Origin of the sequence: Klebsiella sp. ME-303 (assembly GCF_007910085.1) — a bacterium.
Taxonomy (GTDB): Bacteria; Pseudomonadota; Gammaproteobacteria; order Enterobacterales; family Enterobacteriaceae; genus Klebsiella; species Klebsiella michiganensis.
The window spans coordinates 21,380-33,972 of the sequence record NZ_VOJB01000089.1; the positions used below are offsets into that span (position 1 = coordinate 21,380).

12 protein-coding genes are annotated in these 12,593 nt (G+C 59.2%); 8 read left to right on the top strand and 4 right to left on the bottom strand.

The window, feature by feature from the left end:
• Positions 1-99 precede the first annotated feature (99 nt).
• The 5 genes from FQK12_RS19945 (at position 100) to FQK12_RS19965 (ending at position 4,988) form a co-directional block, all read left to right on the top strand.
• Complete coding sequence (locus FQK12_RS19945; RefSeq protein ID WP_014227792.1) at positions 100-1,539, top strand: N-acyl-D-amino-acid deacylase family protein; 1,440 nt, start codon at positions 100-102, stop codon at positions 1,537-1,539.
• A 10-nt stretch (positions 1,540-1,549) separates the two neighbouring features.
• Positions 1,550-1,942 carry a RidA family protein gene (locus FQK12_RS19950; protein ID WP_004098320.1) on the top strand — a complete coding sequence of 131 codons (393 nt, stop codon included), beginning with the start codon at positions 1,550-1,552 and terminating at the stop codon, positions 1,940-1,942.
• Positions 1,943-2,045: 103 nt separating this feature from the next.
• Entirely contained in the window at positions 2,046-3,530 is a 1,485-nt protein-coding gene (locus FQK12_RS19955; protein ID WP_014227793.1) for a sodium:solute symporter family protein, read from the top strand.
• Positions 3,527-4,399: a 2-dehydro-3-deoxygalactonokinase gene (locus tag FQK12_RS19960; protein ID WP_014227794.1), complete on the top strand. Its 873-nt coding sequence runs from the start codon at positions 3,527-3,529 to the stop codon at positions 4,397-4,399. The genes FQK12_RS19955 and FQK12_RS19960 overlap by 4 nt, the downstream gene beginning before the upstream one ends.
• Positions 4,386-4,988, top strand: a complete 603-nt coding sequence (locus FQK12_RS19965; protein WP_014227795.1) for a 2-dehydro-3-deoxy-6-phosphogalactonate aldolase — start codon at positions 4,386-4,388, stop codon at positions 4,986-4,988. The genes FQK12_RS19960 and FQK12_RS19965 overlap by 14 nt, the downstream gene beginning before the upstream one ends.
• On the opposite strand, the gene FQK12_RS19970 is transcribed toward FQK12_RS19965, so the two are convergent.
• The gene (locus FQK12_RS19970) at positions 4,985-5,848 is read right to left on the bottom strand and encodes a MurR/RpiR family transcriptional regulator (protein ID WP_014227796.1); all 864 of its coding nucleotides are present in this window, start codon (positions 5,846-5,848) and stop codon (positions 4,985-4,987) included. The two genes, FQK12_RS19965 and FQK12_RS19970, sit on opposite strands and share 4 nt — an antisense overlap.
• Positions 5,849-5,918: 70 nt before the next feature.
• On the bottom strand, positions 5,919-6,452 hold the full coding sequence (locus FQK12_RS19975) for a GNAT family N-acetyltransferase (protein WP_014227797.1): 534 nt from the start codon (positions 6,450-6,452) through the stop codon (positions 5,919-5,921).
• Between the two features lie 32 nt (positions 6,453-6,484).
• Between FQK12_RS19975 and FQK12_RS19980 the strand changes: the two genes are divergently transcribed.
• Positions 6,485-7,321 carry a GNAT family N-acetyltransferase gene (locus FQK12_RS19980; protein ID WP_014227798.1) on the top strand — a complete coding sequence of 279 codons (837 nt, stop codon included), beginning with the start codon at positions 6,485-6,487 and terminating at the stop codon, positions 7,319-7,321.
• 3 nt (positions 7,322-7,324) lie between these two features.
• On the opposite strand, the gene FQK12_RS19985 is transcribed toward FQK12_RS19980, so the two are convergent.
• Together FQK12_RS19985 and FQK12_RS19990 are read right to left on the bottom strand one after the other, a co-directional pair.
• Positions 7,325-8,686 (bottom strand): MFS transporter, encoded by a 1,362-nt coding sequence (locus tag FQK12_RS19985; protein WP_014227799.1) that lies wholly within the window; start codon positions 8,684-8,686, stop codon positions 7,325-7,327.
• Between the two features lie 179 nt (positions 8,687-8,865).
• Positions 8,866-9,780, bottom strand: coding sequence for a GntR family transcriptional regulator (locus tag FQK12_RS19990; RefSeq protein WP_014227800.1), 915 nt, complete (start codon positions 9,778-9,780; stop codon positions 8,866-8,868).
• 139 nt (positions 9,781-9,919) lie between these two features.
• Here FQK12_RS19990 and FQK12_RS19995 point away from each other — a divergent pair, with 139 nt between their 5' ends.
• Together FQK12_RS19995 and FQK12_RS20000 are read left to right on the top strand one after the other, a co-directional pair.
• A complete protein-coding gene (locus FQK12_RS19995) occupies positions 9,920-10,942 on the top strand; it encodes a zinc-binding alcohol dehydrogenase family protein (protein WP_014227801.1) in 1,023 nt (340 codons plus the stop codon).
• 11 nt (positions 10,943-10,953) lie between these two features.
• The gene (locus FQK12_RS20000) at positions 10,954-12,399 is read left to right on the top strand and encodes a tagaturonate reductase (protein WP_014227802.1); all 1,446 of its coding nucleotides are present in this window, start codon (positions 10,954-10,956) and stop codon (positions 12,397-12,399) included.
• Positions 12,400-12,593 lie beyond the last annotated feature (194 nt).

A 12,593-nucleotide genomic window follows, 5' to 3' on the forward strand; every position in this document is an offset into this window, starting at 1 on the left:
AAAGTATCACAATTTGATCTGGTTTTTGCGTAGTTTTCCACTGTTTTTCCGCCTTGTAAATGGTTAACTTGTCGATAGAGTTGAAAGGGAGTCATTGCGATGAAAGTTAACTGGCTTTTCAAAAACGTCACGGTCATTGACGGCAGCGGCGGACCGCAGTTTCGCGGCGACGTGGCGGTGAAGGGCGATCGGATTGTAGATATGGCCCCGGCGCTGAACCTGCCGGCGGAGCAGGTGATTGACGGGCAGGGGCGCGTGCTGGCGCCCGGGTTTATCGATGTGCATACCCATGACGACATCAACGTCATTCGTATGCCGGCCTATTTGCCCAAGCTGAGTCAGGGGGTGACGACGGTGATTGTCGGCAACTGCGGGATCAGCGCGGCGACGGCGACCCTGCGCGACGGCGTGCCTGACCCGATGAACCTGCTGGGCGAGCAGGAGCACTTTGTTTACCCCACCGTTGACGCTTACGCCCAGGCGGTGGAGGCGGCGAAGCCGTCATTGAACGTCGGCACGCTGATTGGCCATACCGCGCTGCGTAATAACCATATGGACGATCTGTTCCGCCCGGCGACGGAAACCGAGATTGCCGGAATGCGGGTGCAGCTGCGCGACGCGCTGCGTCAGGGCGCGCTGGGGCTGAGCAGCGGGCTGGCCTACGCCAGCGCGTTTCAGTCCACCACTGAAGAAGTGATGGCGCTGGCCGAGGAGCTGGCGGCGGAGGGGGGAATTTATACCACCCACCTGCGTTCGGAGTTCGAACCGATTCTGGATGCGCTCGACGAGGCGTTCCGCATTGGCCGCCACGGTAACGTACCGGTGGTGGTATCGCACCATAAGTGCGCCGGCGCGAAAAACTGGGGTCGCACGAAGGAGACGCTGGCTTTCTTCGATGAGATGCGCCAGCGCCAGGAGATCGCCTGCGACTGCTACCCCTATTCTGCCAGCTCGTCGACGCTGGATATGAAGCAGGTCACCGATGAGTTCGATATCGTCATTACCTGGTCGGAAGCGCAGCCCGAGCAGGCCGGAAAAACCCTGCGGCAGATTGCCGACGGCTGGCAGGTTAGCCTGCACGAGGCGGCGGCGCGGCTGATGCCCGCAGGCGCCATCTACTACAACATGGACGAGCAGGACGTGCGGCGGGTGCTGCGTTACCCGGTGACCATGATCGGCTCCGACGGTCTGCCGAACGACCCGATGCCGCATCCGCGGCTGTGGGGCGCGTTCCCGCGGGTCCTGGGCCACTACAGCCGCGATGAACGGCTGTTTCCGCTGACCACCGCTATCCACAAAATGACCGGGCTGTCGGCGGCGCGTTTCCAGCTGGCGGATCGTGGGTTGGTGAAAGTGGGCTACTTTGCCGATCTGGTGCTGTTCGATCCGCTGACGGTGCGCGATGTCGCCAGCTTCTCCGACCCGAAACAACCGGCGGAGGGGATCGAGGCGGTGATGGTCAACGGCGTGATGAGCTACGGCAGCGACAAAAAGATTATCGGGCGCGCGGGGCGTTTCCTGCGCCGCCAAATGAACTAAGGAGTGCAAAATGAGTATTAAACGTTATGGCGTAGAAGGTGGTACCGGGACCGGTGGGCAGCATCTGCCGTTCGCGCGCGCGGTGGAGGCGGGGGGCTGGCTGTACGTTTCCGGCCAGACGCCGATGAAGGACGGTGAAGTGGTGGAAGGCGGGATTGTCGACCAGGCGCGTCTGGCGATTCAGAACTGCGTGGATATCATGACCGAAGCGGGCTACACCCTGGCCGACGTGGTGCACGTCAAGGTGATTCTCACCGATGCGCGCTATTTCCAGTCTTTCAATAAAGTGTTCCGCGAGTTCTTTGGCGACAACCCGCCTGCCCGTATCTGCTGCGTCGCGGACCTGGTGGTGGATTGTAAAGTCGAAGTAGATGTGACCTGTTATAACGCGGCTCGCGTATAAAAATTTATTAACCAGAAATATAAACAGGATTTTTGAGCGCTGAATTCATTCAGCGCTTCGTAGCCTTTTACCTTTTACATACTCAACTGGCAGGATGTGAATAATGAATAGTCATATCTTTTTAGTCGGCTTTATTATTTACGCGCTGGCCATGATTTGGCTTGGCTGGTACGTGTCGCGTAATCAAAAAAGCGGTGAAGATTTTTTACTCGGCGGCCGTTCCTTACCGCTGTTCCTGACGCTGGGCTCCACCGTGGCGACCATGGTGGGGACCGGTTCAAGCATGGGCGCCGTAGGCTTCGGCTACAGCAACGGCTGGGCCGGAATGCTCTACGGCGTGGGCGGGGCCATCGGTATTTTGCTGGTCGCCTGGCTGTTCGCCCCGGTGCGTAAACTGCGCTTTATGACCATGAGCGAAGAGCTCTCTTATTATACTGGCGGCAGCCATTTAATTAAAAATATCGTCGGCATAATGATATTTGTGGCCTCTATTGGCTGGCTGGGGGCGCATATTCTTGGCGGCAGCATGTATTTATCCTGGGCGACGGGGATAAATCTGACGCTAGCGAAAATTATTATCGCTCTGGCCTTTGCGATTTACGTCATCATCGGCGGTTATTCTGCGGTGGTATGGACGGATACCATTCAGGCATTAATTCTCTTTTTCGGCTTTATCCTGATGGCGATTCTGGCGGTGGTTCACGTCGGCGGATGGGATGCCATCGTACAGGCGATGGATCCCAGGGCGATGAGCCTGTTCGCGGTCGATAAGCTGGGCGTCATTCCGGCGCTATCGCTGGCGATGGTCATCGGCGTCGGCGTGCTGGCGACCCCTTCCTATCGCCAGCGTATTTATTCGGGGAAAGATGTCTCTTCGGTGCGCCGCTCGTTTGTCTATACCGGCGTGCTGTATCTGTTTTTCTCGGTGCTGCCGGCGATTATCGGCATGGCGGCATGGACAATGAACCCCCATCTTGAGAACAGCAACTACGCCTTCCTGTTCGCCACCAGCTTCCTGCCGGCGATACTGGGTCTGGTGGTGCTGATTGCCGGGCTTTCCGCCACTATGTCTTCGGCCAGCTCCGATGCGATAGCCGCCGTGGCCATCATGATGCGCGATGTCTACACCCTTGTTACCGGAAAAATGCCGCCGGCGCATAAGGCGATAACGCTCTCCCGCTGGATGCTGGCGTTCGTTATCGGCCTGGCGATGATCTTCGCCCTGACCTCGAACGATATCATCAGCTATATCACCAAAATGATCTCCATGCTGATGTCCGGGCTGTTCGTCTGTTCAATTCTGGGCCGCTTCTGGCTGCGCTTTAACTGGCAGGGCGCGCTCACCGCGCTGCTGAGCGGCATGCTGGTGTCGATTGTGGTTCTGGTTAAGGCAGACTGGCTGGCTTACTGGGGGAACCCGTGCATTCCGTCGGTCGTCGGCAGCTTCGTTTCCGCCATTTTTGTCACCGTCATGACGCCAGCCAGCAAAATCAGCCGTCAGCAGGCGCTGGAAATGATTACGCAAGAGCGGGAAGGGCAGGCGATTCCGGCGAAGACGGCGGTGCAGGCCTCGGGAGAAGCACCATGAAGGACTATATTGCCGTCGACTGGGGCTCTACCCAGCTGCGCGGCTGGCTGATTCGCAACGGCCAGTGCATCGGGACGAAGCAGCTGCCGCTGGGCATCACCCGCCTGAACGGACGATCGCCCGCCGACGTATTCGCGGAGCATGTGGCCCCCTGGCGCGGCGCCGAAATGCTGCCGGTGCTGATGGCCGGGATGATCGGCAGCGATGCGGGCTGGCAAGCGGTGCCGTATCTGGCCTGTCCGGCGGCGATCGACGCGCCGGGGCAGCAGCGATGCGCCGTTGCTGAAGGCGTGTGGATTATTCCCGGGCTCAAGATTGCCCAGGACGGGGAGTTCAACGTGATGCGCGGCGAAGAGACGCAGCTGCTGGGGGCTATAGAGCTGGCGCCGGCGGAGTGCTACGTGCTGCCGGGCACCCACTGCAAATGGGTACAAGTGACGGACGGCATGGTGCGTCATTTTGCCACGGCGATGACCGGCGAACTGCATCATCTGCTGATGACGCAATCGCTGATCGGCAAAGGGCTGCCGGCCCAGCAGGCGGACGAGGCGGCCTTTGAACAGGGGCTGGAAAAAGGGTTGGCGCAGCCGTCGCTGATTAGCGAACTGTTTGTCGCCAGAGCTGCCCGGGTGCTCGGGGCGCTGGCGGCAACCTCGGTCAGCGACTATCTCTCCGGGCTGCTGATTGGCGCGGAGGTGGCGACCCTCGGGCAGCGTTACCGTACCTCTGGCGTCACGCTGGTTGGCGACCCGGCGCTGAATGCCCGCTACAGTCGGGCGATGAAGGCGCGCGGAATGACGGTTAACAGCTGCAGCGGCGATGAGGCGCTGCTGAGCGGCATGGCGAGGATAATGCATGGACAAGATTAAACTGGTGGCGATTTTACGCGGTATTCGCCCCGCTGAGGCGGCGGAGCATATTGAGACGCTGATAAAGGCAGGATTTCGCTATATCGAAATTCCGCTCAACTCACCGGACTGGCAGCAGAGCATTCCGCAGATGGCCGCGCGCTTTGGCGAGCAGGCGGTGATTGGCGCGGGAACGGTGCTTAAGGTGGAGCAGGTCGATTTTCTGGCCGATGCCGGGGCGAAGCTTATCGTGACGCCGAATACTCAGCCGGCGACCATCCGCCGGGCGGTGGCGCGCGGAATGCGGGTCTGCGCAGGATGCGCTACCGCGACCGAGGCGTTTAGCGCGCTGGACGCCGGGGCGCAGTGGCTGAAGATTTTCCCGTCTTCCACCTTCGGCCCGGACTATATTCGGGCGCTGAAAGCGGTGCTGCCGCCGGAGGTGCCGGTGCTGGCGGTCGGCGGCGTGACGCCGGAGAATCTGGCGAGCTGGGTCGAGGCGGGATGCGCCGGCGCCGGTCTGGGAAGCGATCTGTATCGCGCCGGGCAGGCCGTGGAGCGTACCCGTCAGCAGGCGGAGAGGTTTATCGCCGCCGCCCGCTGCGGTTAATCGCCCAGCGGCTGCCTGTCGACGCCGCCGCGATGGCTGTCGAGCGCCAGCTTAATCCGGCGCAGCCTGCCCTTTGCCTGGGTTTTGTTGGCCATCGCCAGTTCGGTGGCCAGCACGTCAACCATCGCCAGCATCGCATAGCGTGAAGTGCTGGGCTTGAAGATATAGTCGTTTTCGCGCACCAGCAGCGGCAGCACCAGATCCGCCTGCTCCGCCAGCGGCGTTCCGGCGGGAGTGATGGCAATGACCTTTGCGCCGTACTGCCTGGCAATCGCCGCGCTCTCAATAATTTCCTGGGTATAGCCGCCCAGCGACAGCACGATAACCACATCCTTTGGCGTCACCGCCGAGCTCATCATGCGCACCAGCAGGCCGTCGTTCTGGCTGACCACCGGCAGGCCGAGGCGAAACAGACGGTACTGGATCTCCTGGGCGCAGATGGTGGAGCCGCCGCCCATCCCGAGGGCCAGGATCTGCCGCGCGTCGCTCAGCCAGCTCACCGCGCGCTTCAGCGCCTCAATATCCAGCGCCCGGCGGTTGGTCTCCAGCACGCCGATGATCGACTCGTAGATCCCCTGCACGCCCTCAAGGTCCGGCACATCGAGGATAAATCGCTGCCCGACCGCCAGGGATTGCGCGAGCTTCATCTTCAGCTCGCGGACGTCTTTGCAGCCGAGCGCCCGGGCAAAGCGGGTGACCGAGGCCTGGCTGGTGTGGGTCAGGCGCGCCATCTCCGCGATGGGCAGCTCCGCCGCCGCCGCGACATCATCGAGAATAAACTGCGCGATGCGTTTTTCGGTCGCCGTGAGTTCCACAAAGCGATCGGTAATGCAGGAAATGATATCGATTGACCAGGACATACGGGTATCAACGGGTAAGTTTTGAATGGTACTTTGTACCATATTCCGCCGCTGAAATCAGCGCCGGAGGCTACAGCGCTAAGCGCATGGCGCAGCGCGTTTCCGGCGGCAGGCCGTGTTCCGTTTCCAGCTCCCTTTTCGCCGCCAGTCCCGCCGGTAGCCTTAGCTCGCTTAACATTGAAAACCCCAGGCGCGTGTAAAACGGCGCGTTCCACGGCACGTCGCGGAAGGTGGTGAGCGTGACCGCCGGATACGCCGCCTGGCGGGCTGTCTCTATAACCTGCTCCAGCATCATGCGGCCAACGCCTCGCCCCTGCCACGCCTGATGAACGGCGATCTCCACGATAAACAGCGCATCGTCCAGCGGTTCGCTCAGCAGGAAGCCTATCGGTTGGTCATCGGTCACGGCCAGCAGGCTGTGGTCAGTTTCAAGAAACAGCCGGTGGCGCTCGGGGCTTATCACTTCGCTTTCCGCCAGCCAGGCCAGCGCCGGGATCTGGCGAAAAGCCTGGGCCGCCGAGCGCTCAATGGCGGGCAGAAGAGGGATGTCTCGCTCCTCAGTCAGGCGTAACGTCGCGGCGGCGGTTATAGTGTTAGTTTTCATCACCTCAGCATAGCAGCCTCCGGGAGAAATGTATGGAGCTTACCGCCGTTTCCGCCACCCAGTTCAGCGTCGCGCAGCTGACGACGATCCTTTGCGACTGTTTCGAAGATTACCTGGTTCCCGTCACGCTGTCGGTAGAGGTTTTTGTCCAGCGTTTTAGCGCCGAAGGGCTGAGCCTGCTGGATTCCTGCGTCTGGCTGGATGGAGATGTCCCCGCGGCGATGGCGGTCGTCGCCCGCCGCGGCGATGAAGCCAGGCTGGCGGCGTTCGCGGTGCGGCCTGCGTATCGCGGAAAGGGCGTTGGCCGCCGGCTGATGTCGCCGCTTATCGACGCGCTGCGCGAGCAGGGCGTACGGCGGATGTGGCTGGAGGTTATCCGCGACAACCACGCCGCGGTGGCGCTGTATCAATCGCTGGGCTTCGAGGTGCGGCACGGGCTGTGCGGCTATTTAAGCGCGCAGGCCGGAAGTGACGGGCCCTCCGTATTAGAGGATGTTGACGTGCTGGCGCTGACGCGCAGGGCAGGCGCCGAGATTAACGGCCAGCTGCCGTGGCTGATGGACCCGCTCACCTTCAGCACCCTGCCGTGCCGGGCGCTGAGCCTCCATCAGCAGGCTTTCGCCGTGCTGGCGACCTTATCCAGCAGGCCGCAGCTGCAGTTTTTATGGGTCGATCCCGCCGCCCGCGGGCGCGGGCGGGGGCGGGAAATGCTGATGGCGCTCGCCCAACGCTTTCCGGGGCTCGGGACCTCGGTGACCATCCCGGAGCGCTTTACGCCGCTGTTTCACGCCGCCGGCTATACGCCCATGGCATTAAAACAGTATGAAATGAGCGCAACGTTGAGCGCCCCGCCGCCAGCAGGGCGTTGAGATTCAGCCGTTACGCGGGTCGCTAATCGGCTGACGAACCAGGAAAATATAGGCCAGCGCGCCGAGGGCGGTCACGCAGCCGCAGATAATCAGCGCCAGCTGGAATGAGTGGGTGGTATCGACGATAAACCCGGTCACCACCGGCGCGAAGGAGGCGCAGATAAAGCTGGCGAAGTTCTGGATGCTGCCGACGGATGCGGTCATTCTCGAGGCTACCGCGACGTGAATCAACCCCCAGCAGGAGGTGCCGGCAAAGTGGATGCAGAACAGCGCCATACCGATTAACAGCACCGCGGCGATAGAGGTAGTGGCCTGCGGCACAATTAACGTAAACGCGGCGGAGCAGAACATCCCGGCAATAATGCAAATTTTACGGCTTTTGATCGGCGCCATGCCGCCTTTAACCAGCCAGTCGGTGACGTAGCCGTTGATAAGCATACCGGCGGCGCCGAACAGGAAAGGAATGGCGGCCATAAAACCGGTACTTTTCAGATCGAGGCTATACGCCGTTTGCAGGTAGCCCGGCAGCCAGGCCAGATACAGCCACGCGGTATAGTTGATGCCGCTGAAACCCAGCATCATTCCCCACATGGTTTTGTTTTTAAACAGGCTGCGCCATTCGGCAAAGCTCAGCGGGTCGCGGCGAACGTTGACGCTTCCGGCGTTAAGGTAGGCCTGCTCGTCGGCGGTGAGAGAGATATCTTCCCGGTTGCGATAGAGCATATACCAGCCGATAGCGACGAAGATCCCCAGCACGCCGATGGTGATAAACATCCCGCGCCAGCCCATCATCAGCATCATGGCGGCAAGGATCGGCGGGCTGATCGCGACGCCAATCGTCGAGGCGGCGTTAAAGAAACCCATCGGGCGGCCGCGCTCTTTGATATTAAACCAGTCGTTGATCACCTTGACGCCGCAGGGGTTCATCGGCGCTTCGCCGATCCCCATGCCGATACGCACCAGCACGAACTGGGTAAAGCTGTGCACCATCCCCGAGACCGCCTGAAACAGCGACCAGAAAAACATCCCCAGCCCCAGCATGATGCGCGGACCTTTACGGTCCAGCAGCGGCCCGCAGGGGAGCTGGGCGATGCCGTAGGCCAGCGAGAAAACGGACAGCAGCGCCCCGATTTCGGTGGCGCTGAGCCCCAAATCCTCGCGAATCGTTAAGTTCGCGACGGACAATGAACTTCTGTCGAGGTAATTAATCACCGCCGCCAGAAATAACAGGATCATTGCCGTTGTCTGAATTTTTTTAATGCGAGTACTACGCGTTAACGTATTATCTAACGGAACAGTCATCGTCTCCGCCTTTCCTTTATCAAAGGTTGTCTGCGGGTCGATAGTGATATTTCGTGATTCCACGCCTGACTCCTGGTTATTCTATTTGAACGACAAGTGACATCGAATGGTTTAAACCCCACCCACCTATTTCACAGTAAAGTAAGTCGACTTGTTTTCAGCATAAATAACCTTTTTTCTGGCGCTGGTTTATGTTTTGAGATCTGTGCTGCTGATTATCATTTTCTGTTTTTAATCGGTACTTAATAAGCCTGGGATTCGCTCTGCCTGAGCGAGTTAATCATTGATTGCTTCGCCGAGTTCAGGTGGTTACGCAGCGCCAGGTTGGCGTCCAGATCGCTGCGGCAGATAAGCGCGCTCAGGATAGTCATATGTTCATCAATGGCGATGATATTGCGCTGTTTAAGGTCGCTCTCATCCCACTGATAGTGAAAGTGAAAAATTACGGAAATAATCTCAAGTGATTGATTAAAAAATATATTCTCAGCCGCGGACAGGAGCAGAGAATGAAAGTCGCGATCGAGCTGGGAAAACATACGAAAGCTGTCGCCGATGCTGTCACGCAGGGCGCGATGGCGCTCAAGCAGGGTTTTCGCCTGCAGCCAGCGGGCGTCGTTGTCCGGGAGGTTGAGGAAGTGCTGTAGCGCGTGGGTTTCCAGCATTTCCCGCAGTTCGAACAGCTGCTCGGCCCAGGATTGTTCAAACTTCTTCATATTCCACTGGCCGCGCTTTTCGCTTTCAATCAGGTTGTAGCGGCTGAATTTCAACAAAAACTCCCTGACCACGACCGGGCTGACGCCGGCAGCACGCGCCAGCTGTAGCTCGGAAAATATCTCTCCGGCGCGCAGCTGGCGCTGGTTAATCATGGTGTAAAACGCCTGCTCGAAGAGACGGTTCTGTTCGGCCAGCGAGGCGCTGGAGCCATCGAAGCCGTCCTGCATCTCCGGCTGGCGAAGGATCTGGTAGTCCTGACCGCGCTGGCGCAGCACGCCGCGCTCGCACAGGTGGCTGAGGATATGGCGCACGGTGGTGCGGCTGATGTTGTACATCTCCGCCAGCGCGCTTTGTGAGGGCAGCGGCGACGGAAGAAAGCCGCGTGCCATATCGTTTATGACCTGGTTAATGACGTTGTGACGAAGGTTTTGCGAGCGGCTCATTATGCATCTCCATTTTTTTAGCTATTAAAGCCGGATTTAAAACAGTTTTGTGCGCGAGATTTCACAATTTTTGCAATGAATTTATTCTCACCTCTGTTTTTCATCGATATCTAAACCAACAAATACGGAGGAAATTATTATGACGTCGATGAATACATTAGTGTGTCAGGAACCCAAAATATTGCGCTGGGAAAAACGCCAGATTCCCATTCCCGGTGATGATGAAGTGCTTATTAAAATAAAAACGGTGGGGATTTGTGGTACGGATATTCATGCCTGGGGAGGGCATCAACCTTTTTTTAGCTATCCGCGCGTGCTCGGTCATGAAATATGCGGTGAGATTATCGGTCTGGGTAAAAATATTCTTAATCTGAAAAGCGGACAGCAGGTTGCCGTCATACCCTACGTCGCCTGCGGTCAGTGTCCGGCCTGCCTGAGCGGCCGGACAAACTGCTGCGAGAAAATTTCCGTGATCGGCGTACATCGGGACGGCGGGTTTAGCGAGTACCTCTGCGTGCCGGTAAAAAATCTGCTGGTGGTGGATGACGTCGAGCCGGAAGCCGCGGCGCTGATTGAGCCTTTTGCCATCAGCGCCCACGCGGTGCGCCGCGCCGCTATCCAGCCGGGAGAGCAGGTGCTGGTGGTCGGCGCGGGCCCCATTGGTCTCGGGGCGGCGGCGATCGCCAAAGCCGACGGGGCGCAGGTGGTGGTGGCGGATACCAGCCCGGCGCGGCGCGACCACGTGGCGCAGCACCTTGGTCTGGCCACGCTCGACCCTTCCGACCCGCAGTTCACCGAACGGCTGTGTGCCGCGTTTGGTGGTTCGCTGGCGCAGAAGGTGATCGACGCCACGGGGAATCAGCAGGCGATGAACAATACGGTGAATTTAATCCGCCACGGCGGCAGCATCATCTTTGTTGGCCTGTTTAAAGGTGAGCTGCAGATCCCGGACCCGGAGTTTCATAAGAAAGAGACGACCATGATGGGCAGCCGTAATGCGACGGAAGAGGATTTTGCCAAAGTCGGGCGGCTGATGGCCGAGGGGAAAGTGACCGCCGGGATGATGCTGACCCACCGCTACGATTTCAGGTCGCTGGCTGAGATTTACGAAAACGACGTGATTAACAATCGCCAGCTTATCAAAGGCGTCATTCATTTTTAGCAGGAAAGGCTATGAAATCGTTAAACAGAAAAGATTTTCCCGGGCCGCGGTACCCGACGCGCGTGATTCAGTTCGGCGAAGGCAACTTCCTGCGGGCGTTTATCGACTGGCAGCTGGACCTGCTGAATGAGCAAACCGATCTGGCGGCAGGCGTGACCATCATTCGCCCGATCAACACCGAGTTTCCGCCGTCGCTTAATATCCAGGACGGACTCTACACCACGGCGATCCGCGGGCTGGACGAACGCGGCGAGGCGGTGAGCGAGGCGCGGATTATTCGATCGGTGAATAACGAGATCAACCCGTGGCAGGATTTTGCCGGCTATCTGGCGCTGGCTCGTAATCCGGCGATCGCGTTCGTATTTTCAAATACCACCGAAGCGGGCATCAGCTATCACGCCGGAGACCGGCCTGACGCTAAGCCGCCGGTCAGCTTTCCGGCGAAGCTGACCCAGCTGCTGTTCGAACGGTTCCGCCATTTCAACGGCGCAGCGGATAAGGGATGGACGATGATTCCGTGTGAGCTGATCGACTACAACGGCGAAGCGCTGAAGGCGCTGGTGCTGCGCTATGCCGAAGAGTGGCAATTGCCCGCGGCTTTTCGCGACTGGGTTGAGACCGCCAATACGTTTTGTTCAACGCTGGTTGATCGCATCGTCACCGGCTACCCGCGCGAGGAAGCGGAAAAGCTCGAAGCGGAGCTGGGCTACCATGATGCTTTCCTGGATACCGCCGAATACTTCTGGCTGTTCGTTATCCAGGGGCCGCAGGCGCTGGCGAAGACGCTGCGGCTCGAACGTTACCCGCTCAATATCCGTCTCGTAGAGGATATCCGGCCCTATAAAGAGCGCAAAGTCGCCATTCTTAACGGCGCGCACACCGCGCTGGTGCCGGTGGCGTGGCTGTGCGGCGTCGATACCGTTGGCGAAGCGATGCAGGACGAAGCCATTCGCCATTATGTGCAGCAAACTATCGACGAGGAGATTATTCCGGCGCTGGATTTACCGGCCGATGAGCTGAGGCAGTTTGCCGATGCCGTGACCGGGCGCTTTCTTAATCCCTGGATTCGCCATCAGCTGCTCTCTATCGCCCTGAACGGCATGACCAAATTTCGCACCCGGATCCTGCCGCAGCTGCTGACGCATATCCGCCAGCACGGCGCAATCCCGCCGCGGCTAACGTTCGCCCTGGCGGCGCTCATCGCCTTCTATCGCGGGCAGCGCGACGGGCAGGCGTATCCGCTGCAGGATGATGACGTCTGGCTAAGCCGTTTTGCCGCAGGATGGGCGCAGGTGGCGCAAGGCCGCCCGCTGCATGAACTGGTCACCGAAGTCCTGCAGGATACCGGGCACTGGGGTGAAGATCTGACGGCAATACCGGGGCTTGCCGAACAGGTCACGCGGTATCTGGAAGTCATTTTGAGCGCGGGGATGCGGGAGGCCCTGTCGCGGCTGTAATCGGTTTGTTGTGCGGCGCCCGCGGATTTGGGCGTCGTTTTTTTTGTGCTCTGAACCGCAAAAAATGAATTAAGCGCCAATGGTTGGTGGATTTCCCGCATCATAAGAGCCTATCCCATTAGGGCTATTTTGCTTGCCATTTTGAACCTGGGCAGTGCTCAGACAAAACTCGCAGAGTTTTGAACGCCCTCAGG

Bases quoted from the DNA above. Each gene is read 5' to 3' on its own strand.
- FQK12_RS19945 (WP_014227792.1), top strand. From the start codon at position 100: ATGAAAGTTAACTGGCTTTTCAAAAACGTCACGGTCATTGACGGCAGC.
- FQK12_RS19950 (WP_004098320.1), top strand. From the start codon at position 1,550: ATGAGTATTAAACGTTATGGCGTAGAAGGTGGTACCGGGACCGGTGGG.
- FQK12_RS19955 (WP_014227793.1), top strand. From the start codon at position 2,046: ATGAATAGTCATATCTTTTTAGTCGGCTTTATTATTTACGCGCTGGCC.
- FQK12_RS19960 (WP_014227794.1), top strand. From the start codon at position 3,527: ATGAAGGACTATATTGCCGTCGACTGGGGCTCTACCCAGCTGCGCGGC.
- FQK12_RS19965 (WP_014227795.1), top strand. From the start codon at position 4,386: ATGGACAAGATTAAACTGGTGGCGATTTTACGCGGTATTCGCCCCGCT.
- FQK12_RS19970 (WP_014227796.1), bottom strand. From the start codon at position 5,848: ATGTCCTGGTCAATCGATATCATTTCCTGCATTACCGATCGCTTTGTG.
- FQK12_RS19975 (WP_014227797.1), bottom strand. From the start codon at position 6,452: ATGAAAACTAACACTATAACCGCCGCCGCGACGTTACGCCTGACTGAG.
- FQK12_RS19980 (WP_014227798.1), top strand. From the start codon at position 6,485: ATGGAGCTTACCGCCGTTTCCGCCACCCAGTTCAGCGTCGCGCAGCTG.
- FQK12_RS19990 (WP_014227800.1), bottom strand. From the start codon at position 9,780: ATGAGCCGCTCGCAAAACCTTCGTCACAACGTCATTAACCAGGTCATA.
- FQK12_RS19995 (WP_014227801.1), top strand. From the start codon at position 9,920: ATGACGTCGATGAATACATTAGTGTGTCAGGAACCCAAAATATTGCGC.
- FQK12_RS20000 (WP_014227802.1), top strand. From the start codon at position 10,954: ATGAAATCGTTAAACAGAAAAGATTTTCCCGGGCCGCGGTACCCGACG.